This is a genomic window from Sphingobacterium sp. UBA6317, assembly GCF_002440385.1.
GTDB lineage: Bacteria > Bacteroidota > Bacteroidia > Sphingobacteriales > Sphingobacteriaceae > Sphingobacterium > Sphingobacterium multivorum.
Map to the genome: position 1 here is coordinate 1 of NZ_DJTD01000070.1, position 23,607 is coordinate 23,607.

At 40.3% G+C, this 23,607-nt stretch carries 18 protein-coding genes; 5 read left to right on the plus strand and 13 right to left on the minus strand.

Annotated elements, in window-relative coordinates; all coding sequences use genetic code 11:
- The first annotated feature begins 1,212 nt into the window (after positions 1 to 1,212).
- Complete coding sequence (locus tag B3E92_RS24170) at positions 1,213 to 2,235, plus strand: LacI family DNA-binding transcriptional regulator (protein WP_115047668.1); 1,023 nt, start codon at positions 1,213 to 1,215, stop codon at positions 2,233 to 2,235.
- Between the two features lie 147 nt (positions 2,236 to 2,382).
- Here the strand turns inward: B3E92_RS24170 and uxuA are convergent, their stop codons facing one another.
- From uxuA to ettA, 9 genes are all read right to left on the minus strand, one after another.
- Positions 2,383 to 3,543 carry a mannonate dehydratase gene (gene uxuA, locus B3E92_RS24175; RefSeq protein ID WP_115047666.1) on the minus strand — a complete coding sequence of 387 codons (1,161 nt, stop codon included), beginning with the start codon at positions 3,541 to 3,543 and terminating at the stop codon, positions 2,383 to 2,385.
- A gap of 12 nt (positions 3,544 to 3,555) precedes the next feature.
- Complete coding sequence (locus B3E92_RS24180) at positions 3,556 to 4,374, minus strand: SDR family oxidoreductase (protein ID WP_088160737.1); 819 nt, start codon at positions 4,372 to 4,374, stop codon at positions 3,556 to 3,558.
- 79 nt (positions 4,375 to 4,453) lie between these two features.
- Positions 4,454 to 4,642, minus strand: coding sequence for a cbb3-type cytochrome oxidase assembly protein CcoS (gene ccoS / locus B3E92_RS24185; protein WP_088160736.1), 189 nt, complete (start codon positions 4,640 to 4,642; stop codon positions 4,454 to 4,456).
- 5 nt (positions 4,643 to 4,647) lie between these two features.
- On the minus strand, positions 4,648 to 7,041 hold the full coding sequence (locus B3E92_RS24190) for a heavy metal translocating P-type ATPase (protein ID WP_286898538.1): 2,394 nt from the start codon (positions 7,039 to 7,041) through the stop codon (positions 4,648 to 4,650).
- A gap of 9 nt (positions 7,042 to 7,050) precedes the next feature.
- On the minus strand, positions 7,051 to 8,421 hold the full coding sequence (gene hemN / locus B3E92_RS24195; protein WP_286898539.1) for an oxygen-independent coproporphyrinogen III oxidase: 1,371 nt from the start codon (positions 8,419 to 8,421) through the stop codon (positions 7,051 to 7,053).
- 1 nt (position 8,422) lies between these two features.
- The gene (locus B3E92_RS24200) at positions 8,423 to 8,839 is read right to left on the minus strand and encodes a lactate dehydrogenase (RefSeq protein ID WP_088160734.1); all 417 of its coding nucleotides are present in this window, start codon (positions 8,837 to 8,839) and stop codon (positions 8,423 to 8,425) included.
- A gap of 224 nt (positions 8,840 to 9,063) precedes the next feature.
- A complete protein-coding gene (locus B3E92_RS24205; RefSeq protein WP_112374206.1) occupies positions 9,064 to 10,131 on the minus strand; it encodes a response regulator in 1,068 nt (355 codons plus the stop codon).
- Between the two features lie 54 nt (positions 10,132 to 10,185).
- On the minus strand, positions 10,186 to 11,388 hold the full coding sequence (locus B3E92_RS24210; protein WP_286898540.1) for a PAS domain-containing sensor histidine kinase: 1,203 nt from the start codon (positions 11,386 to 11,388) through the stop codon (positions 10,186 to 10,188).
- Positions 11,389 to 11,397: 9 nt separating this feature from the next.
- Complete coding sequence (gene ettA / locus B3E92_RS24215; RefSeq protein WP_112374208.1) at positions 11,398 to 13,080, minus strand: energy-dependent translational throttle protein EttA; 1,683 nt, start codon at positions 13,078 to 13,080, stop codon at positions 11,398 to 11,400.
- Between the two features lie 185 nt (positions 13,081 to 13,265).
- Here ettA and B3E92_RS24220 point away from each other — a divergent pair, with 185 nt between their 5' ends.
- Both B3E92_RS24220 and B3E92_RS24225 read left to right on the plus strand, forming a co-directional pair.
- Entirely contained in the window at positions 13,266 to 15,791 is a 2,526-nt protein-coding gene (locus tag B3E92_RS24220) for an ATP-dependent Clp protease ATP-binding subunit (protein ID WP_286898542.1), read from the plus strand.
- A gap of 135 nt (positions 15,792 to 15,926) precedes the next feature.
- Positions 15,927 to 16,346 (plus strand): hypothetical protein, encoded by a 420-nt coding sequence (locus tag B3E92_RS24225; RefSeq protein ID WP_046672220.1) that lies wholly within the window; start codon positions 15,927 to 15,929, stop codon positions 16,344 to 16,346.
- Positions 16,347 to 16,393: 47 nt separating this feature from the next.
- Here B3E92_RS24225 and recN read toward each other — a convergent pair whose 3' ends face one another.
- On the minus strand, positions 16,394 to 18,055 hold the full coding sequence (recN, locus tag B3E92_RS24230; RefSeq protein ID WP_286898544.1) for a DNA repair protein RecN: 1,662 nt from the start codon (positions 18,053 to 18,055) through the stop codon (positions 16,394 to 16,396).
- Positions 18,056 to 18,342: 287 nt separating this feature from the next.
- Here recN and B3E92_RS24235 point away from each other — a divergent pair, with 287 nt between their 5' ends.
- Together B3E92_RS24235 and B3E92_RS24240 are read left to right on the plus strand one after the other, a co-directional pair.
- Complete coding sequence (locus tag B3E92_RS24235; RefSeq protein ID WP_286771008.1) at positions 18,343 to 18,981, plus strand: sprT domain-containing protein; 639 nt, start codon at positions 18,343 to 18,345, stop codon at positions 18,979 to 18,981.
- Between the two features lie 67 nt (positions 18,982 to 19,048).
- Positions 19,049 to 19,462, plus strand: a complete 414-nt coding sequence (locus tag B3E92_RS24240; RefSeq protein ID WP_070567195.1) for a hypothetical protein — start codon at positions 19,049 to 19,051, stop codon at positions 19,460 to 19,462.
- 175 nt (positions 19,463 to 19,637) lie between these two features.
- Here the strand turns inward: B3E92_RS24240 and B3E92_RS24245 are convergent, their stop codons facing one another.
- The 3 genes from B3E92_RS24245 to B3E92_RS24255 form a co-directional block, all read right to left on the minus strand.
- Entirely contained in the window at positions 19,638 to 19,898 is a 261-nt protein-coding gene (locus tag B3E92_RS24245) for a hypothetical protein (RefSeq protein WP_070567197.1), read from the minus strand.
- Positions 19,899 to 20,065: 167 nt separating this feature from the next.
- Positions 20,066 to 21,079, minus strand: coding sequence for a PDDEXK nuclease domain-containing protein (locus B3E92_RS24250; RefSeq protein ID WP_070567198.1), 1,014 nt, complete (start codon positions 21,077 to 21,079; stop codon positions 20,066 to 20,068).
- Positions 21,080 to 21,249: 170 nt separating this feature from the next.
- Positions 21,250 to 23,430 carry a S41 family peptidase gene (locus tag B3E92_RS24255; RefSeq protein ID WP_286898545.1) on the minus strand — a complete coding sequence of 727 codons (2,181 nt, stop codon included), beginning with the start codon at positions 23,428 to 23,430 and terminating at the stop codon, positions 21,250 to 21,252.
- Positions 23,431 to 23,607: the final 177 nt, after the last annotated feature.

Sequence of the window (23,607 nt, forward strand, 5' to 3'; positions counted from 1 at the left end):
TTCCTTCTTTCGAAGCAACCGTCCCTCCCTTGCGGAGTGGTGCAAAGATAGGGAGTTTACTAACAAACTTCCAAGCCTTTTGTTCTTATTTATTTCATTTTCCCCTTAACTACCTGTAACGGTGCGAGATTCTTTTTGTAAAACAGGTGGGCGGAAGGCTGGGAACGCCGGATCCGGCACAGGATAGGGACGGGAACCGGGATCTAACCTGGACATTGCGGGGGAAACATGGATGATCCTGAAAATTGGATCGCACCACGGACATCCGCGGAACCGGGACTTGATACAGGCTCTGCAGCGGAAACATGGATGGACAGTGTATTGATCGATCTGCTTAAGCTCGGGATCACTATGGTAGCCCGCTCGCCTCAATGCCCAATTGAAGACGGTGCGCACAGGCGCAGCAGATGGACGGGAACAAGCGTAAAAGATCGCAGAACTCAGCGCTCCGGAATACCTTCTTTTGCAGCTATACTTTCCTACCTGTTTACTTAGGTTTAGTTTAGGTTTTAGTTAGGTTTTGTTTAGGTATAGTATAGGTTAGAGCTAAACAAAATCTAACTTATTGCTAAGCTAAATATAAACAAAAGCTAACCTAAGGAATAAGAAACCCTCAACTTTTCTTTATTTACTGGGGAAGCATGGCTCATTTAGGGCTAACTAGTGTTCCGCCCCGTGGACTGGGCTCCGGCTGCTACGCAGGCCTTGCGGGAACCTTCGGCACCCCTCTCAACCTGCTTCGTGCCATGCTCGGGGCAGGTTTGCCCTGCAACCGTGTTCTGTCCGTGTTGAGTCCGAGTCTGGCATGGATTCAGGTTACTTTCAAGGTAGCCGCACCCTGCCCGCAGAGCGAAACTAAGCCCTAGCTAAACCCTCGCTAGGCCCATTCAGGATAGATTTTGGACTGGTTCAAGATCGAAAACGAAACGAACCGCAGCGCGACATCTTACCTAGAAATACCGAAAAATAGCCCAAAAAACACCAAACACTCGGACTCGCATAGGTTACATGGGCCGAAAAGCCCTTGGTTAGCTTCGTGTATGTGCTGAACTTCCTTTTAATTTTGAAGAGGGATTGGAAAAAGGAAATCCTGCCAATCAAATCCATTGACTAAATCCCAGCCGACCTTAGATAATGGCTAATTATGAAGATAAAAACACATTTATACATTTTTTTATGTAGATTTATATTCTTAAAATAACCACCAAAGCGATGAGCAGAACTACCCTGAAAGATATAGCGTTGGCACTCAATATTTCTGTTTCGACGGTTTCCAAAGCATTATCAGACAGCTACGAAATAAGTGAAGCGACTAAAAAGATGGTTCAGGAATATGCCAAAAAGCATAATTTCCATCCAAATAAATTGGCACGGAGCTTAAAAATAGGAAAATCCAATACAATAGGGGTTATTGTATCCAATATTAGCAATACATTCGTTTCACAAATCCTCGATGGAATTCAGATCGCTTCTCAGCAGACGGTCTATGACGTTATTTTCATGCAAAGCCGGGAAGACGAACGGATTGAAAAAAATTGTATTGACGTTTTACGCATGCGCGGTATTGATGGCTTAATGATATCTCCAGTCTCTTCTGATTCAAATATTGAAGAACTAAAAGCATTGATAAAATCGCAGATACCTGTGGTTATTTTTGATCGCATCAATCACCAGCTCGATACATTCAAGGTCGGGGTCAATAATTTCCAAGGTGCATATAACGCCACAAAACACCTCATCGAACAGGGGAAAAAAAACATTTTGCATATCACGGGAAAGAACTTAGGGGTCGCAGCCGAACGATTAAATGGCTTTAAATCTGCTTTATCAGATGCGGGTATTCCTTTTGATAATAGGCATTACATCGAATGTAGCTTTAATAATACCACGTATATCGACCAAACAATAAGAGAGATTTTGCTCAAAGAATATCTTGAGCATAAAAATATAGATGCAATTTTTGGAGCAACAGATATTATTACAACCCGCACATTGGGTATTTTGGCTGAACTTCAGATTCAGGTTCCTTCCGAAGTTGCCGTTATCGGTTTTTCAAACACACAAATTGCTGCTTCGTTAAATCCAGCACTATCAACCGTTGTACAGCCTGCAACAGAAATTGGAGAATTAGCAACAAATAAATTAATGGCGACTATTAACCAAACAAGACCAGTGTATGAATTTGAAACAATTGAGCTTCCGACACAGGTCATCATTCGTAAATCTTCTTTATAATTTCGTTGATTATAAGCTTCGAAGAAGCATTTAAAAGTAAAACAGCCGAGAAACAGAAAGACATCGCTTCTAATTTCCCGGCTGTTTTTTTTTATAAACGGTCCAGACCAAAAGTTATTGATCACAAATTAAACTTGCCCCTTGATATTATTCACCGACAATACCGTATTCCAAACCACGCAATTCTGCAAGCCCTCTCAATCTTCCAATAGCAGAATACCCGGGATTTGTTACTTTATTTAGATCATCCAACATCTGATGACCATGATCTGGTCTGAACGGGATAGCTGTAGATCTCAATTGATTTTCAGCAACCAAAATTTTCATCACTTTATACATATTGACATCACCATCCAAATGGTCTGCCTCGTAAAAACTCCCGATCGCATCTTTCTTCACATTCCGCAAGTGAACGAAGTTCACACGCCCTTTGATATTTTCCAAGATAGCTGGCAAATCGTTGGTCTGACTAGCCCCCAGGGATCCTGTACAAAAACAGACGCCATTAAATTGCTGCGGAACTGCATTCAGAAAATAGTCAAAATCCTCGCCATTACTGGCTATGCGGGGCAAACCTAATATCGGATATGGTGGATCATCCGGATGAATCGTCATGCATATACCATTCTCTTCGCAGGTTGCCGCTATTCCTTGAAGAAAATAAACCAGATTATTGCGCAAACCGTCTTTTCCAATATGCTTATAGGTATCAATGCTTGCTTTCAATGCCTCCAATTCCACATTCTTCTCCCCCGGAATTCCCATTAAGACAACATTTGCCAATTCATCTTTTTGCTGTTCCGAAATTTCATCAAATCGCAAAGATGCACGTTTTACAACATCTTCTGGATACGCTGCTCGAGCTTCATCACGTTTTAATATAAATATATCAAAGAGGGCCAAATCAATCCAATCAAAATACAATGCTTTTGAACCATCCGCCATGGTTAAATCCAATTGTGTACGCGTCCAGTCCAGCACCGGCATAAAATTATAACAAATTGTTTTGATGCCGCATTGTGCAAGATTGGTTAAAGTCTCATTATATTTCTGGAGGTATTCATCGACCCTAGCACCTTTTGTCTTAATCTCCTCATGTACTGTCACACTTTCTACAACAGACCAGGTAAGACCAGCATCTTCTATAATGCGTTTTCTTTCTTGAATATCGGCAAGTGGCCATACCTCACCGTGTGGAATATGATGTAATGCCGTAACAATACCAGTAGCTCCAGCCTGTTTGATATCTTGTAAAGATACCGGGTCATTGGGGCCATACCAACGCCAGGTTTGTTCTAATTTTCTCATCTTAAAGTTTAATTAAACGCCACACCATGCATTAAAACCACCATCGACAAAAACAGTCTCCCCTGTCACAAAGGCCGATGCATCACTCAATAGATAGATTAAAGTTCCTTTTAACTCACGGGGGTCGCCCAAACGGTTATAGGGAGTTCCGTTAAGAATACGTTTGGTACGGTCGCTATACGTACCGTCTGGATTGATCAATAAGTTTTTGTTCTGCTTGGTTAAGAATACGCCGGGAGCGATTGCATTGACACGAACTTGATCGCCATAACGCTGAGCGAGCTCGGTGGCCATCCATTTTGTATACCCATCGATACCGTGTTTTGCAACAGTATAGCCCAAAACTCGTGTAAAAGGACGACTGGCTGTAAGAGAAGATATATTGATGATGACGCCTTTTCCGCTTTCAGCAATCACACGACCAATAATATGCGTAGGAATCATTGTACCATACAAATTAAGCTCTATTGCTTTAATGGTATCCTGAATATTGCTCGCAAATAAATCTTGATCGGCACCAATTGTTGCACCTGGAATGTTGCCTCCAACGGCGTTTACTAAAGCGTCTATCCTACCCCACTTTTGCAAAACTTCATCTTTCGCCCGAGTGACATCCTGTTCGTTCATGATGTCAACTTCAACAAATATAGCTTCGCCACCAACAGACTCTACCTGCTGAACACGCTCCGCTCCGATTTGTCCATTACGTCCAAGTACTGCGACTTTGGCTTCTGCCTCGGCCAAAGCCTCAACAAATGCTTCGCCTAAAATCCCTGTACCTCCCGTAATTACAACTACCTTATCTTTTAATGAAAATGGATTATTATGCATGTATTTTTATTTCAAATTGGTATTTACCCCCAATTTTATTGATAATAACCTTAATTACAAAAAAAAGTAATTGATTTAATTACGATAACGTTTTAGTTACGTCACCTTCTTTATCTTCCTCTTCTGTCGTTTCATCATCAAACAGAATCCGTATAGAAGGTGTATAGGTATCATTATGCTGACCGGTTTTATTTGCCCAGAAAAAAGCACATAGAAAAACCAAAGCCAACAAAACACTACAACCGATCAAAATATACATTATTTCCATAACAACTAGAGTTTACGACGTTTGGCATACCACCTCGTCATGAGACTTGTAAAAGAGATGATCGTTACCGTACTTATTGGCATTAGAATCGCGGCAAATAACGGCGACATAATACCCTGCACGGCAAAGCTCAATCCAATTACATTATATAAAAGAGAGATACCAAAGCTCATGTGTATTACTTTCACCGCATCTTTGCTAAAAGCAAAGAAATCCGGCATTTTTGAAAATGACTCCCCATCCAGTATCGCATCGCAGCCGGGAGAGAAGTTATTGATATCATCACTCACGGCGATGCCCAGATCTGCTTTACGCAATGCCCCCGCATCATTAAGACCATCACCAATCATGCAGACATGCTTTCCTGCTACCTGAAAATTTTGAATGGTTTCCAGTTTTTCCATTGGTGATTGATTAAAAAGCAAACTTGCATTCGAGGGAAAAATTAACTGGAGTGCATCCAGACGTCTATCGTTATCCCCTGAGATTAAATGAAGGTCGTATTCGACTTTAAAATCTTCAATCAAAGCCGAAAGGCCATCCCGCCAGGATTGCTCCATAGTAAAATATCCTTTTAACTCCTCACCTATACGAATAAAAACCACAGAACCATCTGTTTTAATATTACCGATATTCAAAAAGTTAGCACTACCGATTTTAATTTCCTTGCCACTTACATTAGCCTGCATCCCCTTTCCCGGAAATTCCTTAAAATCCTGTATCGAAATAGCAGAAGAGACATTCAGCCACTTGACGATTTCACGGCTCAACGGATGGCTAGAGTTTCTACATACCGCATTCAGTAGTTTTTTGTCAACTGCCGAAAGGCTACCTTCAAAATAAATTGAGGTTGCTTTAGGCGACGATATTGTGCCAGTTTTATCGAACACCAGGGTATCAATCCTCGCCATCTGCTCAATAGCAGCCGTATTTTTCACATAGAACTTATTTCGATCAAAAATACTTAGCGCTGCAGAAAGGGTAAATGGAGAGCTCAACGCCAACGCACATGGACATGCGATAATTAATACCGCCGTAAAAGCTCCCCAAGCCCGGCTTGCACTTCCATCAACGGCCCAAAATAAGGCAGCCAATAGTGCAATAGCCAATAAAACAACAGTAAAATATTTACTTATAAAGTTGACAAAAGTCTGAAAATGTTTGTCATAATCTTTATAATTCTCATTATTCCATAATTTGGTCAAATAGGACTGTGAAATCGGTTTGACTACTTCAAGTTCTATCGCTTCCCCAGTCTGGCGCCCGCCGGCATAGATAATTTCACCCAAGGTTTTACTGACCGGGCTTGATTCTCCGGTCACAAAGCTAAAATCTATCGCAGCATCACCTTTTAAAAGCATAGCATCGGCTGGTATAATTTCATTGTTCCGAACCAAGATACGGTCACCAATATGCACGTCGGCCAATTGTACAGGTTTGTCTCCCGATTCGGTTAATACTGTTACAGCCACCGGAAAATAACTCCGGTAATCCCGTTCAAATGAGATATGATAATAGGTCCGTTGTTGTACCCATTTTCCGATCAATATAAAAAACACAAGACTACAGAGTGTATCCGTAAAACCTGCCCCTGTCTGTGTAATCACTTCAAACGCGGAACGCAAAAATAACACGAGGATTCCCAGAGCCAAGGGCACATCTAGATTCAAACGCTTTTGTTTCAGACTCCAATAAGCAGATTTGAAATAATCCGATGCACAATACAATAACACAGGAAGACCAAAGGCCAGGTTTATATACCCGAAGAAATTGGCATATTCCTTTTCAAAACTTCCCATTCCAAAATAATCGGGGAAACTGAATAGCATAGAATTTCCAAAACAGAAACCGGCAACAGCAATTTTTGCGACCAGAGGATTCAGGTTATTTCGATTCCCTTCCTTCACAACATCCTGCAAGGTGATTTTGGGATCGTAACCGATATTGACCAGAAGATAAACCAGGTCTTTCAATGGCAGCTCGTTGTGGTTGAATGTAATGCTCGCCTGTTTCTTCATAAAGTCCACGCGGGACTGCAGTACATTGGGATTGAGTTTATATAAATTTTCCAACAACCAGATACAGGAGCTACAGTGAATAGCCGGAATATAAAAGGTGATGATGGTCATCTTATCATCTTTAAAATCCACTAATTTACCGGCAATCTCTGGTTCATCCAGATAAGAAAAATCTTCCTGCTTAGACTTGTTCGATTTACCCGGATGCTGATTATAGCGGTAATACTGCTGCATACCACTATCGTTCAGCACTTGGTAGACGGTCTGACATCCCAGACAGCAAAAATCATGATGATCGAGCTGATAACCCGTTTCCTCAATTTTATCGCCGCAATGGAAACATTTTTCTGCAAGTTGTATTTCATCCCTTAGCTCTGCCATACCTTCGTTCTAAATTGCCTGACTAAATAATTGATTTTGTGCTTTTGAACGCAATAATCGCTGATCAAAGGCCATACAGATATTTCTTAAAAAAGAGCGTCCAATAGCAGTACATTGAATTAAGTCGCCGGTTATGGAAACTAAACCATCTGCAACAAGTTCAGACAATTCGTCGATAATCTGCCCATTCAACGGCGCACCTGTCGGCAACTGCACTTTACCTTTACACATCATATCGAGGATATAACGCCTTACAAGAAGGTCCTCCTCGTTGAGTATATGTCCTTTTACAACGGGCAATACCCCTGCGTCGATAAGTTTATGGTATTCTTCTACGGTCTTCACATTTTGGGCAAAAGCCCCCCAAGCATCACTGATCGAAGAGACGCCAATACCGATTAAAAGGGGGCTAAACCGATCAGCATACCCCATAAAATTGCGATGTAATCGCTCTTGTTGAAAAGCCACAAATAACTCGTCCTCTCTTTTCGCAAAATGATCCATACCGACATCTTCATAGCCATGGGCTAAAATCATTTTTTTCCCAAGATTATACAGGGCAAGTTTGGCCGCACCATTCGGTAGATCTGCTTCGGTATAATGTCGTTGACCGGGTTTTATCCAAGGCACGTGGGCATAGCTATAAAAAGAGATCCGGTCTGGAGCGAGCAGCATCGACTTTTGAATGGTATCGGCGACGGTCGAAAGCGTCTGCTTAGGCAATCCGTAAATCAGGTCAAAATTAATGGACTCAAATCCGATTTTCCGCGCATTCAGCATAACCTCTTCCACTTCCGCTGATGTTTGATGCCGGTTGATCACAAACTGTACAAGTGGATCAAAATCCTGTATTCCCAGGCTCAAGCGCCGAAATCCCAAGTCAAATAAGGTTTCTAAATGTGTGACGCTTGTATTAGCAGGATGAGCTTCGAAAGAGAATGAACGATCAGGAGCCAGGTCTGCGTGTTTAAGGATCCCCTCAATCAGTACCTTCAAATTATCCGGATGGAAAAAGGTCGGAGTACCACCACCCAAATGTATTTCTGCCAATAACGGTCTTTCTCCTTTAAATAAAGCGACATACATTTCCCATTCTTTCAAAAGAGAGGCAATATAAGGTTCTTCAACGCGATGGTTTTTTGTAATGCGCGTATTGCAGCCACAATAAGTACAGAGGCTTTCACAAAAAGGAAGGTGTATATATAAGCTAATACCTTTTTCTTTCGACTGCTGGAAAGTTTGGTAGACTTGATTAGTCCAAGCCGCCCGAGAAAATGCTTCATTATCCCAAAAGGGAACAGTAGGATAGCTTGTATAGCGCGGTGCGGCAACATTATATTTTTGCACCAATTCTTCCATTGTAACCTGCGATGTAATCATTTTATTTTATTTTTTTAGCACAATCGTTTAGACAACAACAGGCTTTACCAACACATTTTTCTAATCCCCATAAGTTGAGATTCCGGACGGTCTGCTCTGCCAGTCCTTTTGGACTCTGATCTTCAAATGGTGCATTGGCAATCTGAATATTAAGATCTCCAGCCTTTACCAGATCGATATGAGCAGTATCCTTACTGCGGGTCATAATCTTATTGATCCCTAACCCTTTTAAATTAAGTAGCATGCTCTCGTCCAAAATATCGCTCACGGAAATAACTACCGCATCTTTTCCACGCGCATAATTCTGTGTCTCCGCATTTAATCCATTTGAAATCAAAGTCAAATCATGTTGTTTGGCATTTGCCAATGCCCAAAACTCTTTTTCAAATGACCTTACATTATATACTACTACTTTCATTCTGATTCTACAATCACCAATTAAGGTTTATCCTAAGAACAAAAGTAAATCATGCATATGGGCAAAAAGATGATATAGCACCACACCTTAAAATGATATTTATCACAATTCACAAAAACTTGCATGATTTCGCAAATACCAACAGTTATGTACTAAAAAAGGCGTGTTCAGAAAAACTGAACACGCCTTTTTTTTGTTGATTTTTAAATCTTCGTTTCTGTCACCTACTGCTTCACATCCCGCAGGTTCTTGATGGAATTGATGTATATTTTGCCTTTTTCTTTTGAAATCAATTTTTCTTCTTTAAAATCAGAGAGCATACGGGAAACAGTTTCATTGGCTGTCCCTGCAATTGAAGCCAGACCATCCCGTGTCACGTCAATTGTACATGCATTGACCTCGTTTATATTGATTCCACTTTTTTCAGCAACACTGATCAACGCGTTTGCGACCCGCTTACGGACAGAATGATAGGCAAAGCCAAGCAATTGTTCTTCCTTTTCCCGTAAATCGACAGAAAGAAGCTTAATAAATTTACTGGCTATTGCAGGCTTTTTCCATAACAGCTCCAGAAAACTGTCTTTTGGTATCAAGACAATTTCACTTGGCTCAACTGCTTCGGCGTAGTCTTCATAATTATCATTCAACAAAATCGAGGCATAGCCAAAATAATTTCCTGAAATAAAAATACCCGTAGACAGCTCGCGTCCATCTTTATAAGACTTAAAACTGCGCACCTGTCCAGATTTCACAAAATAGACATATGTTGGCGAATCGTCTTTTTCATAAATAGACTGTTTTTTCTTCACGGTTTTCACGCGTGAATTAGCGAGAAGTTCATGTAGCAATAATACCTGCTCTTCAGCACTCAAACTCAAATCATCTTCCTGCGAAACATCTGCTGCCAGCTGCTCATGTCTTTTGAGGCGCACATCTATTGCATTCATCAATTCAACATCATCAAAAGGTTTGGTCAGATAATCATCTGCTCCCATCTCCATCGCTTTGCGCATATCTGCGCGTTCCGCTTTGGCAGTCAGAAAAATGAACGGAATTTTGGTTGTACTTTCAATTTTGCTTAACATAAATAAGACGCCGTAACCATCCAATTCAGGCATCATGATATCACAGAGAATCAAATCAGGAATATGTCTTGTCGCCAGGTCGACGCCAACGCGCCCATTTTCGGCTGTAATGACATCATACCTACCTGTCAACTCCAATATTTCGGTAGTCCCTTCTCGGATATCGATATTATCTTCAATAATTAGAATTGTCTTTTTATTTCTCATCTGCAATTATTTATTCTGTCCTTTTTATGTTTTAGACCCTTTTATGCTTTGCCTCTATTTATCTACAACGCTCTCCTTGAAGCGCACGCGGAATGAAGTTCCTTTATGTACTTCCGATTCAAATTCCATCTGACCTTCCATCAATTCGATATACCGTTTTACGATATTCAGACCTAATCCCGTACCAGGGATATTACCTGTATTATGTGCTCTAAAAAAAGGCTCAAACAAATGTACCTGATCTTCCTCGGGTATACCAATACCATTGTCTTTCACGGATATTAAGCAGCCTTCTTCGTCGATACAGGTTGTGAATTCGATCAAGGTATCTTCTCCGGAATATTTGATCGCGTTGGAGATTAAGTTGACCAAAGCATTTTTCAACAAATTTGGATCTAGGGTGAAATGCCCAATTTCTCCGGTATGTTGGTATACAATATGCTGATTTTTCTTACAGATCAATTGCATTTCTTCGGTGATCTCTTCTGCCAGCTCAACGAGATTGATGTATTGCTTATTCATCGCAACAATACCCGCTTCCAATTTTTCAAGTGACAGAAAGTCGTTCAGGATACTTGTGAGCAATTGAACTGCACCTTTAATTTTATTGGTGTGTTTAATGATATTAGCCTTATCATCCGGTCGTTCGGAATACTTTTCAATCAGAGAAGCCGAAAGCTGAACCGAGCTTAAAGGTGTCCGGAACTCATGCGAGGCCATGGACACAAACCGTGATTTCAGCTGGTTAAGTTCAATTTCTTTTTCCAAAGACTTTGAGACTTCTGCTTTAGCTTTTTCAAGTTCAGATACCAGAGAGATCAGGTCGCGTGTACGCTCACTGACTTTATGTTCAAGTTCGGTTGCATGTTGCTTGAGCATATCCTCGGCAGCTTTCTCACGCGATAAATCGTGAATAAAGCCAGTAAAGATATTCTTATCTTTTAACCAAACCTCACTGACTGCCAAGCGGAATGGAAATGTTTCTCCATTTTTCTTTAAGCCCATCACTTCACGACCGATTCCGATAATTTTCTTGTGGCCTGTGGTTTGGTAATTATGCAGATAACCATCGTGATTACCACGATCAGGTTCAGGCATTAACATGGAGATATTGTGTCCGATCACTTCTTCAGCCTGATAACCGAACAATTCCAAGGCAGCAGGGTTAATGCTTTCCACATTCCCCCTGTTGTCTATGGTAATTATTCCATCAATAGCGTGATCTATTATAGCAGCTAAAAGCCTTCCACCGTCCATGATCGTTGCTTATTTTACCAGTTTCTTGTATTTAATACGGTGCGGTGTCACGTCACCAACACGTTTTCTACGGTTTTCTTCATATTCAGTGTAGTTACCTTCAAAGAAATAAACCTGTGAATCCCCTTCAAAAGCAAGGATATGTGTACAGATACGATCCAGGAACCATCTATCGTGGGAGATCACAACGGCACAACCGCCGAAATTCTCCAAGCCTTCTTCCAGTGCTCGTAAGGTATTTACATCAATATCATTGGTCGGCTCATCAAGTAAGAGCACATTTGAGCCTTCTTTGAGTGTAATAGCCAAGTGAACACGGTTACGTTCTCCACCGGAAAGTACACCTACTTTCTTTTGTTGATCAGCACCGTTAAAATTAAATTTGGAAACGTAAGCTCTTGAGTTTACCGAGCGATTGCCCAGCATCATATTGTCGCTGCCACCCGTAATATTTTCCCAAACCGATTTTTCAGGATCGAGGTCGTGGTGCATTTGGTCTACGTAACCCAATTTTACTGTTTCTCCGACCTTGAACGAACCCGTGTCAGGTGTTTCCTGACCTGTAATCAGACGGAATAAGGTTGTTTTACCCGCACCGTTGGGTCCAATAATTCCTACGATACCCGCAGGCGGCAACATGAAGCTTAAGTTCTCAAATAAAATGCGATCGCCATAGGCTTTGGAGATATTCGTTGCCTCAATGACAGCGTTCCCCAGACGTGGCCCCGGCGGAATAAACAATTCCAATTTTTCTTCGCGTTCTTTCGTTTCCTCAGAAGCTAATTTTTCATAGTTATGCAAACGTGCTTTCGATTTAGCATGACGTGCTTTCGGTGCCATACGCACCCATTCCAGCTCACGCTCCAGGGTTTTTTGACGTTTGGTTTCCTGCTTTTCTTCCTGCGCGAGACGTTTTGCTTTTTGATCTAACCAAGAAGAATAATTTCCTTTCCAGGGAATACCTTCACCGCGATCCAATTCAAGAATCCATCCAGCAACATTATCCAAGAAATAACGGTCGTGGGTAACGGCGATGACAGTTCCTTTATATTGTTTTAAATGTTGTTCTAACCAATCGATCGACTCGGCATCCAAGTGGTTGGTCGGCTCATCTAAGAGCAATACGTCTGGTTCCTGCAATAATAAGCGACATAATGCTACACGTCTACGCTCACCACCTGACAAATTGACAATCTTCGCATCTGGTTCAGGGCAACGTAAAGCATCCATTGCTCTTTCTAATTTCGAATCGATTTCCCAAGCGTTAGTGGCATCAATGATATCCTGAAGTTCACCTTGTCTTGCCAACAATTTATCCATCTCATCGGCATTTTCATAAACCTCAGGCAGGCCAAATTTTTCATTGATTTCTTCATATTCCTGTAAGATGGCTGTAATTTCGGCAACACCTTCCTGTACCACTTCAAGAACAGTCTTTTCAAGATCCAATTGAGGTTCTTGCGCTAAATAACCCACAGAATAACCAGGGGAGAACACCACCTCGCCTTGATATGACTTATCCAATCCAGCGATAATTTTTAATAGGGAAGATTTACCTGATCCATTCAAACCGATCACGCCGATCTTCGCACCATAGAAAAAAGATAAATAGATATTTTTTAAAACTTGTTTTTGAGGCGGATAGATCTTGTTGACACCCGCCATCGAAAAAATGATCTTCTCGTCTGACATAAAATTTAAAAAAATTCGAAAACTCTTGTTATATTAACATACAAATGTAATCTTTTATACTGACATTTTGGACGTATAACGGTCATGGCTTAATTGTTGATGACATTATTTAAAATAATTTTAAGGTTTGAAATGCAGAATTTACTACATTTATATATCCTTAATATAAAACAGAAAGGTATTCAATGGAAGCAAAATTTTCACCGCGCGTAAAGGATGTCATATCGTACAGTAGAGAGGAAGCTTTAAGATTGCGTCACGATTATATAGGAACAGAGCATTTATTGCTTGGATTGATTCGTGAAGGCGATGGAATGGCGATAAAGATCCTTAAAAACATAGGCATTGACACGGCAGCACTACGTCAATCTGTGGAGGACGCAGTGAAGGGGGCATCGGTTTCACGAGCACCTATTGGCAATATGCCATTAACAAAACAGGCTGAAAAAGTTTTGAAGATCACTTATTTGGAAGCTAAAATATTCAAATCGGATATCATCGGAACGGAGCATCTATTATTGGCTATCTTACGGGATGAAGATAATATTGCTTCTCAGATTTTACAACAATACAATGTGACTTACGACATCTTCAAATCTGAAGTTGAGCAAAATAGAACGACGATCAAGGACGAAGCTCCGGGCTCTCCTACCGGCGATGATGATTTTGCAGAGGATGATCAATATATCCAACCTAAAAAAGTTTCGGACATTAAATCCAAAACTCCAGTATTGGACAACTTTGGCCGTGATTTGACCAAAGCTGCCGAAGAGGGTAAATTGGATCCTATTGTAGGTCGCGAAAAAGAGATTGAGCGTGTGTCTCAAATTTTATCCCGACGCAAGAAGAACAATCCGTTGTTAATCGGTGAACCGGGAGTTGGTAAATCAGCTATTGCGGAGGGACTTGCGCTTCGCATTGTCCAACGCAAGGTATCGCGTGTACTCTTCAATAAGCGTGTAGTTACATTGGATCTAGCTTCATTGGTTGCCGGGACGAAATATCGCGGTCAATTTGAAGAACGTATGAAAGCGGTTATGAATGAACTGGAGAAATCACCGGATGTCATCTTATTTATCGATGAGATTCACACCATCGTTGGTGCAGGTGGCGCTTCAGGATCGTTAGATGCTTCCAATATGTTCAAACCAGCCTTGGCAAGAGGAGAAATCCAATGTATTGGTGCAACAACATTGGACGAATATCGTCAATACATTGAAAAAGATGGTGCTTTGGACCGTCGTTTCCAACGTGTAACGATTGAACCGGCTACACATGACGAAACAGTTGAAATATTGAATCGTATCAAAGAGAAATATGAGGATCACCACAACGTGACCTACACTTCAGAAGCGATCGAAGCCTGTGTGTCGTTAACAACACGTTACATTACAGACAGGTTCTTACCAGATAAGGCTATTGATGCTTTGGATGAGGCAGGCTCTCGCGTGCACTTAAACAATATTCATGTACCGCAGTCCATTATTGACATTGAGAATAAAATTGAAGAGGTCAAATTGGAAAAGAACAAAGTCGTTCGTAGTCAAAAATACGAAGAGGCTGCCAAATTGCGTGATACGGAGAAAAAATTGATCGAGGAGCTCGAGAAAGAAAAAATCGCTTGGGAAGAAGAGACGAAGTCTAAACGCTATACTGTTTCGGAAGAAAATGTTGCTGAAGTAGTAGCCATGATGACAGGTATTCCAGTACAACGTGTTAGTCAAACAGACAGTCAAAAACTGTTGAATATGGCTGAGTTGATGAAGGGAAGAATCATTGGTCAAGATGACGCTGTAGGTAAATTGGTGAAAGCTATACAACGTACCCGTGCGGGTTTGAAGGATCCTAAAAAGCCAATCGGTTCGTTTATCTTCTTAGGTCCTACTGGTGTCGGTAAAACAGAGTTGGCTAAGGAATTAGCGCGATTTATGTTTGATACAGAAGATGCGCTGATCCAAATAGACATGAGTGAGTACATGGAGAAATTCGCGGTATCTCGCCTTGTTGGAGCGCCTCCAGGATATGTCGGCTACGAAGAAGGTGGTCAATTGACTGAAAAAGTACGTCGTAAACCTTATGCGGTTGTCTTATTGGATGAGATTGAGAAAGCTCACCCAGATGTGTTTAACCTCATGCTACAGGTATTGGACGAGGGTCAACTGACAGATAGTTTAGGCCGTAAAGTGGATTTCAGAAATACCATAATCATTATGACTTCAAATATTGGTGCACGCCAATTGAAGGAATTTGGTCAGGGTGTTGGTTTCACCACTGCGGCAAAATCACAACAATCTGATGCGCATTCACGTGGAGTTATCGAAACCGCTTTGAAAAGAGCCTTTGCTCCAGAATTTTTGAACCGTATTGATGATGTGATTGTGTTCAATTCATTGACAAAAGAGAATATCTTCAAAATCATTGATATTGAGTTGAGGTCATTGTTCAAACGTATCGCTGATTTGGGTTATACGATCAATTTGACAGATGAGGCAAAAGATTTCATTGCGGACAAAGGTTATGACAGTAATTTTGGTGCACGTCCATTAAAACGAGCAATCCAGAAATATCTCGAAGATCCTATTGCAGAAGAAATCCTCAAAGGAAATGTGCAAACTGGTTCAGTTTTGACCGTGAGCATTAATCCGGAAACCAAAGATATTGAGGTTTCTAGCTCAGATTCGAAGTCTTCGAAAGACACCGCTGAGAAGTAAGCTTTAGCTGTATCAAAAATAATTTCAATAAAATGCACCTTTATGGTGCATTTTTTGTTGTAAAGAAAGTTGGCGTTAAACTTTCGCACTATTTTATCGTCCTATAATAAAATTGTCACAAATAACACGAACAATATGAAAAGACTTTTATTAGCAGCATTAATTGGAACCGCAGCCTTGGTTTCATTTTCTTCTTGTAAGAAAGAATACGTTACAAACTATTTACCGGGAGTAACTTTTAATACGAAGGTAGTCTCCTCTTCTTGGGGAGTTGACAAAACCGGATATTCTTTCTCAAATGAATTGGACTTTCCCGAATTAGATGCAAAATATTTCGACTACGGACACGTGGGAGTAGCTGTATCATTTGATAATGATCCAAATTATTTCATCAACATTCCTTCAGCTATCGGCCCTTATAATTATCGCGTGGAGTATAAAATTGGTAAAGTATATCTCTATGCTGATTATGTGGGTAGCGACAATAAACCAGTCCGTCCGGACAATATGTTAGTAAAAGTAACATTAACGGATGCTGATAACGGTGGAAACTAAATAAAAAAGGTCTTAGAGAATCTCTAAGACCTTTTTTTATTTAGTAGCTATCCTTTCAGTAATAACTCTGCATGTTCAAGTGCCGCGTCTGTTGGATTGGTACCACTGAGCATCTGAGCAATTTCCTTGACCCTCCCTTCTTGATCTAATCGAACAATGTTAGAGATTGTCCGATTGGCTTTATCTTCCTTATACACTTTATAATGTGCAGCACCTTTAGCTGCGATTTGGGGTAAATGGGAAATAGCAATGACCTGCATGTTCTCTGCAAGGCTTTCCATCACCTCCCCCACACGCAACGCTACCTCTCCAGAGATTCCGGTATCGATTTCATCAAAAATAATGGTCGGTAATGCAGAGGTTTTTGCAACCAGGGATTTAATGGCCAACATCACCCTGGAGAGCTCTCCGCCAGAGGCAACCCGATGAATGGATTGCAATGCCTGTCCTTTATTGGCCGAAAATAAAAACTGTATTGAATCTATTCCCGATTCCCGCATATCCCCTTCCTTCAATGGCTCGAGATTAATTTGCAACAATGCATTGGGCATCCCTACATTTGACAAAGTAGCCTGTACATCTTTTGCGATTAAATCCAAGACTTTCTTTCTGGCTGCTGAGAGTTCTTTTCCTTTATTTTGAGCAATAGCTAATTTAGCAACTACTTCTTTCTCCAGTCGCTCCAATTGCTCATCCGAGGAATTTATAGCAAACAGTTTGGATTCTAAATCATCGCGTAATTTGATCAGCTCCTCAACGGAGTCCACATGATGTTTTTTCTGTAAAGAATATAATAAACTCAAGCGTTCATTGATCTCCAACAAAGTACCTTCGTCGATTTGGGTATCCTCATCAAGCGAACTCAGCTCTGCTGCGACGTCCTTCAGCTCAATCCATGTACTCTTTAATCGTGCAGCCAAATCTGCCGCCTCAGGCAGAAATGAAACAATACCTTCCACTTGGCTCATCGCCTCTTTTAAACGGCTTAAAACTGCCGTATCTTCATTTACCAATAGATGTGACGCACCAGTTAATGCACGCTTGATATCTTCTGCGTTTTCCAGCTGCCGCTGTTGTACTTCGAGTTGTCCCTGCTCATCTGCCACCAATCGGGCGGCATCAAGCTCATCAAATTGAAACTGAAAATAATCCTGCTCAATAGCGGCTTTCTTGACAATTTCCTTAAACTCTTCGAGTTCTTTTTTCGCCCTCTTGTAAGCGAAAAAGCTCGCTCGATATTTTTGCTTGAGGCCAAATGAACCTGCAACACTATCGACCACAAGGAACTGAAAATCTTCTGTATTAATCTGCAATGTTGCATGTTGCGAATGCACATCAATCAACTGCTCACCTAAAGCTTTGAGGATCGCCAGTGTGACCGGTGAATCATTAATAAATGCCCGAGATTTACCATCGGGCGAGATTTCTCTTCGAATAATGGTGTGGTCCGCGTAATCGAGATCATTTTCCTCAAAAAAAACAAGTAGCTGATAAGACCCAACTTTAAATTCCCCTTCTATCACACATTTCTTGGTTGGGTCGAAAAAATGCTTCCCTTCGGCCCTATTTCCTAAGATCAGCGATAATGCGCCCATGATAATAGATTTACCGGCACCGGTTTCGCCGGTAATCATATTTAAACCTTTATCAAATTGGATTTCCAATTCGTTGATGAGCGCATAATTTCTAATATGTAAGGTATCTAGCATATTCTTGCAGGTCTATTTTACAGTTTGGAGGAAAAACCGTCCTCAATCGGATCCTATATTTATGAACCTTTCTGTAGGTAATTTACCTAAAACTCAGGCAATTTCAATACGTTTTATTTTAAAAAAACATAAATTCTCTTTACTGACTTTCTCAATTTTGACATTTACAAGTACTAAATACTAAAAATAATATCAATTATCCAAACAAAAACCGGAAATTAAGCTATTATTCTTAGTAAACTGATTCTTTTTTTGACAAAAGAATGTTCTCATTCAGCACTATTGACATGAATAAATCCTATTTTTATGGCATGCAAGATTATAGTGCCACGCTCAAAAAATACATGCCCGAAGAAGCAGCTCCTATTATATCCAACTGGATTAATCATACCCGCTGTTTATTTAAGATCTCTCGTTCAAGGAGTACCAAGCTAGGAGATTACCGTGCGCCGTTTAGAGGAAGCCCGCACCGCATCTCAGTCAACCATGACTTAAATTCTTATTCCTTTTTGATTACGACGATCCATGAATTTGCGCATTTACAAACATGGAATAAACATCAGCATCGTGTCAAGCCACATGGTACAGAGTGGAAAAATAATTTCAAGGAACTGATGGAACCCTTCCTTAAATTGAATATTTTTCCTACCGATATCAGCAGTGCTATTCATCGTTATATGGAAAATCCTGCGGCTTCGAGCTGCACGGACCTTCACCTGTTTCGAACCTTAAAATCATACGATACCGTCAAAACCAGTGCCCTTACGGTGGAATCCCTAGAGGATGGTCATTTCTTTAGGTTGCAAAATGGTCGCTCATTTCAACGTATTGAAAAAATAAGAAAACGCTATAAGTGCATGGAATTGAGTAGCAAACGCATGTACTTATTTAATCCAATAGCGGAGGTATTTCTGCTCGAACAATGATTTTTGATAAATACATTCATTATATTTTTATCTTTGCTAACTTAGGAAATAAATAAAGAGAGCTTTTATGTTACACTTACACTCGACTATAGCAATTGTATTATTGCTAGCCCTGGTGATATCGATCGTGATCACCCTATCAAACTATTTAGGCAACAAACCGTACAACCGTAAAATTGCTTTATTGGGTTTCATTGCATCGCATATTCAATTATTGGTGGGATTGATCTTATTCTTTTATTTAAAGTATCCATCGATGATCTCTGGCGCCGTAATGAAAGATCCGACATTACGTTTTAAAATCATCGAACACCCTTTAACCATGATCATTGCTATTGTATTGATTACAATTGGTTACTCTAAAGCTAAAAAGATTGAAAATGCAAAAAAAGCAAACCAAACGGTTGTTATTTTCTATATCATCGGTTTGATTTTGATTCTTTCACGTATTCCTTGGTCTACTTGGTCTCTTTTCGCGTAGTCTGCGATAATCATACAAAAGAAGGCCTCACCGTTGTGAGGCCTTTTTTGTGCCTTATAGATCATGAAAGCATAACGGGACGGGATCGTCAACAATGAACTTGAGTTTAAAAAAAGGATTAAAATAAAAAAGCCCCAGTAAACTGGGGCTTTCAAATATCTTAGTTTACTTTTAATTAGTCACGGTTTTTTCCAAATCCCAAAATTCCGAAAACGGTTTTGAATGCGATAAGTGCACCTACGATCATAGCAATATTAGCTATTGCGGAAAACAAAAAAGTTTGTTGGCCCAATGCCGTACATACATCCGGTACAAAACGGATAAATGTACCTATTAAACCTAAAGCGATCGCTACTACCAATGTTTTGTAGTAATGAGTTTGGTTTGCATTATTATCAGTTGTCTTTGGACCTCTTGGTTGTACAGTTTCTGCCATTTCAATTTCGATTTTATTCGATACAAATGTACAAAATAATCTATGTTAGAAAAATAAAAATGAAAAAAGCGGAACCACTGTCATTTCATCCCCCAATACTGATAAATTAACCCCGTTTGACGCATTTAAAATATCTTTAAATGGCGCCGTATAGACGCTTGAAAAATCTACTCAGCGTCACCTTTACCTACAAAACTATCCAACTCTTTATTTACCTCATCCAGCAACTGTTGCTCTGTTGGTAAATAAAGCTCATATTGACTGGCGACAATCTGCTTTTGGTCTTCCGGAAGGGTAAATTTGACGACCGCATCGTTTTTACTGGCACAAAGTAAGATGCCAACTGTCGGATGCTCATGCGGAAGTTTTTCTATACGATCATAGTAATTGACATACATCTGCAATTGACCGATGTCCTGATGCGTTAATTTATGGGTTTTAATTTCAATGATCACAAAACTTTGCAGCAGACGGTTGTAAAAGACCAGGTCAACGAAAAATTCATCGCCCTCGATATGGATCCGTTTTTGTCTAGCGACGAATGAGAAGCCATTTCCTAATTCGAGTAAGAACTCTTGAAGATGGGCAATAATGGCTCCCTCAAGATCTTTCTCATAGTAAGCGCTTTCGCGTTTCAAACCCAAAAATTCCAGTACCATTGGATCTTTGATAATCTCCTTCGCATCAGAAGGTATCTTTTCCTTTTTTGCTACAGCCAGTACACTTTCCTTATCGTTGCTAAGCAGCAAGCGTTCATATAGATTAGTATTAATCTGCCGCTCAAGCTGTCTGACTGTCCAATTATTCTTTATGGTTTCGGCAATATAAAACTCCCGCTGTTCCTCGCTATTAAGACTTAAAAGCAGCTTATACTGGCTCCAACTCAATTGCGTCCACAGTGTAGACACAATTGGAAATGTGCGATAAAATTGGCGGTACCAATTTAGCTGTCTATACGAAAAACCACTACCAAACTCAGGCTGTAATTCTGCTGAAAGATATTTTATGATGTATTTCCCATAATCCGCTCTATCCTTACCTTCCTGCTCCTGTTCAAAAATACGTTGGCCAATATGCCAGTACATCAATGTGCGCTGATGATCGACAGCACGAATCGCATTATCTTTGGACTGCGCAATAATTGCCTTTATATCGGATACTAAAGTTTGATCGGACAACATAATTGTTTATTTTATTGGTATTACTTCTGTAAGTGAGCAATACAAAGATAGCAAAAAAACAAACAATATACTAAATATTTTAGTAAATAAATTAAAAAATAATTTCCTTTAGCATGTCTGACTTTAAATGTATAATACCTCAATAACAACCATCCTATGGAAGGGCTAATCTATTGACTTAGATACTCCAATGCTTTTTCCATTACCTCATCCCTACCTTCGCGAATCCCCTTGATACTCGGTTTGACAATCTCATCAATTTTAATACCTACACGCTGGGTTTCACGTTGATCGGGATAATATATCCCCAGTCCGGAAAGCATTGTCCGCTGATTGCCCGGTAACTCTATGGAACTGACATTGCCATCAGCACCCGCTGTCGGTGATCCGAAAACCTTGACATTGGAAGCTGCCTGATAAGCCATCACATGATATTCCGCAGAACTCTGGGTATCTTCATTGACCAGAATAGCCACTTTCCCCTGATAGCAATCATTGGTATTCTCCCCAACTTGTAATGGGCTGCTCATTACAAAAGTGCCGGGATATTGAAGGCTCGTACTGCTAAAACGAACGAAATCAGTAGGCTTGGTCAACAACAAGGGTGTAAGCTTGAATACTAAAAAATCACCGGGATAATTGCGGTCATCAATCACAATACCTTTTACCTTGCTCCAGTTTGCCATATTTTCTGTGATCATCTTAGCACGCAGTAAACTGTGATTGATATACAAAATATTATTGTCCAGCATCTTAAAAGGCACGGTATCTCTTGAAGCAGGTTTAATTTGGCTAGAGGGTATCGCAGCAATATCTACTTTAATCGGCCGGCCATCACGCACTAACTCACAGGGCACAATCTCGCTATTGCTTGTCACAAGCTTTCGCGCCAGATCACGGTTGGCTACAGCTTCATTCGGTGTACTCATATAAGCCCAAAGCGAATCTCTGATTTCTTCAATCTTTTTATGTTCCTTACTGATGAGCACATCTCCTATGCTAAGTTTATCTCCGGATTTCTCACTATCAAAAACTTTAGTTACCACAGCTTTTCCTTCTATCATTCGGATCTCCACCGGCATACGGTACTTGCCATAATAATTTATCAGTCCTTTGGGCATGCTCCAGAGTCCGGTATGTGCATCTTTTACCTGGGATACCATCTTGAGAAGTGAAAGGCCATAAGAACGATCATCCCGACTCAGGATCATTTCGGGCACAGCGGTCTTTAAAACAGCATCCCATTTCGGATCCGTCAGATGTTTATAGGGGGAAAAATATTCGATCATATTCCAAAAGCGAAAGAGCGCCAATAAACGAAACCCCGCATCTGCAGAAAATACATTTTCATATTTTTTTTCATTCTTGAAAAGAACATTGCCAGCACCTCCAGCAAAACCAAAATAATGATGTTGATCAAAATTACTGTAGCGAATACGTCTTAATTTATTCTTGATATCATTGTTAAAAGAGAGACCATCAATCCAGCTATAATCTACTTCATGAACCACATTTTCAAGCTGTGGCTTGGCATAGTTGGCCGTGGCACCGAGACTGTCTAAGAGCATCGCATAATGAGCCTCAACAGATTTATTATCCTTTGCTCTAATAATAGCGTCAATGGACTTAAACAACTGCTGATCCCAATCATATTTTCCTTGCGCCACAGCGGGATGTCTATATTTCAGGAAACCCCATATTCTCCCTAAATCCACTAAGCATTGATCAATCTCGGGCGTAGTATTAAAATCAGAAATCCCCGAACTTGCAGGTTCACTGATCCCTTTCGCAAATGGCACAAACATTCCTACTTCTTTGGTAATATCCTTACCATCTACAGTAATGAGCACATCATCAACCCACATCTTACCTTCCCCAGAAAGAAAAAATGCAATGGATATCCCTTCGGTCTGGTTTGGCACCAATTTAGTTTTCAGCTTAATATTTTCCCAGTTTTTTGTCCCATTCATTTGGCGGTTAGCCATATTGTCGAAAAAGACTTTGGGATCGATCCGTAGCATCATCGACGCATAAGACCCTGCGATGATATTCTCACGCTTGATCATCGCAGACACTTCAATGGAATCCCCCTTTAAATTTGATGGTAACCACATCATAATCCCTCCGAAAGCGCTGTTCTTCTTTATACTTTCAATCCGAAGTGCTCCTTTTGCACTATAATACGTATCGTGATCTATACCACTCTTAAAAGCCGTCGTATCCCCAACCTTGAACCAGGGATTTATAATCGGTTGATCAAATGAAAAGTTAAAATTTTGTTGACTAAACACAGGAGTAGCTACCGTTGTTAGAAAAACAACAAGGAAAATAAATAGGCGATTAGATTTCATAATTGAAAATTTTCATTAAATTAACCATTTAATGAATTATTAACAAAACATTTTTAACTTTCCACAACAATCTTTTTCTCGCTTTCCTCCGAGATTTTAAAATTTTAGGTTCGTTATAAAAAGCAGACAGAAAAGGAAATACACTACAATTTACTTCACATGTGTCCTAAATAAATT

Excerpts from the sequence above, each read along its gene's own strand:
- ettA (WP_112374208.1), bottom strand. The coding sequence starts at position 13,080 with ATGTCAGACGAGAAGATCATTTTTTCGATGGCGGGTGTCAACAAGATC.
- uxuA (WP_115047666.1), bottom strand. The coding sequence starts at position 3,543 with ATGAGAAAATTAGAACAAACCTGGCGTTGGTATGGCCCCAATGACCCG.
- B3E92_RS24205 (WP_112374206.1), bottom strand. The coding sequence starts at position 10,131 with ATGAGAAATAAAAAGACAATTCTAATTATTGAAGATAATATCGATATC.
- B3E92_RS24220 (WP_286898542.1), top strand. The coding sequence starts at position 13,266 with ATGGAAGCAAAATTTTCACCGCGCGTAAAGGATGTCATATCGTACAGT.
- B3E92_RS24225 (WP_046672220.1), top strand. The coding sequence starts at position 15,927 with ATGAAAAGACTTTTATTAGCAGCATTAATTGGAACCGCAGCCTTGGTT.
- B3E92_RS24200 (WP_088160734.1), bottom strand. The coding sequence starts at position 8,839 with ATGAAAGTAGTAGTATATAATGTAAGGTCATTTGAAAAAGAGTTTTGG.
- B3E92_RS24210 (WP_286898540.1), bottom strand. The coding sequence starts at position 11,388 with ATGGACGGTGGAAGGCTTTTAGCTGCTATAATAGATCACGCTATTGAT.
- B3E92_RS24240 (WP_070567195.1), top strand. The coding sequence starts at position 19,049 with ATGTTACACTTACACTCGACTATAGCAATTGTATTATTGCTAGCCCTG.
- recN (WP_286898544.1), bottom strand. The coding sequence starts at position 18,055 with ATGCTAGATACCTTACATATTAGAAATTATGCGCTCATCAACGAATTG.
- B3E92_RS24250 (WP_070567198.1), bottom strand. The coding sequence starts at position 21,079 with ATGTTGTCCGATCAAACTTTAGTATCCGATATAAAGGCAATTATTGCG.
- hemN (WP_286898539.1), bottom strand. The coding sequence starts at position 8,421 with ATGATTACATCGCAGGTTACAATGGAAGAATTGGTGCAAAAATATAAT.
- B3E92_RS24190 (WP_286898538.1), bottom strand. The coding sequence starts at position 7,041 with ATGGCAGAGCTAAGGGATGAAATACAACTTGCAGAAAAATGTTTCCAT.
- B3E92_RS24180 (WP_088160737.1), bottom strand. The coding sequence starts at position 4,374 with ATGCATAATAATCCATTTTCATTAAAAGATAAGGTAGTTGTAATTACG.
- B3E92_RS24255 (WP_286898545.1), bottom strand. The coding sequence starts at position 23,430 with ATGAAATCTAATCGCCTATTTATTTTCCTTGTTGTTTTTCTAACAACG.
- B3E92_RS24245 (WP_070567197.1), bottom strand. The coding sequence starts at position 19,898 with ATGGCAGAAACTGTACAACCAAGAGGTCCAAAGACAACTGATAATAAT.
- ccoS (WP_088160736.1), bottom strand. The coding sequence starts at position 4,642 with ATGGAAATAATGTATATTTTGATCGGTTGTAGTGTTTTGTTGGCTTTG.
- B3E92_RS24170 (WP_115047668.1), top strand. The coding sequence starts at position 1,213 with ATGAGCAGAACTACCCTGAAAGATATAGCGTTGGCACTCAATATTTCT.
- B3E92_RS24235 (WP_286771008.1), top strand. The coding sequence starts at position 18,343 with ATGAATAAATCCTATTTTTATGGCATGCAAGATTATAGTGCCACGCTC.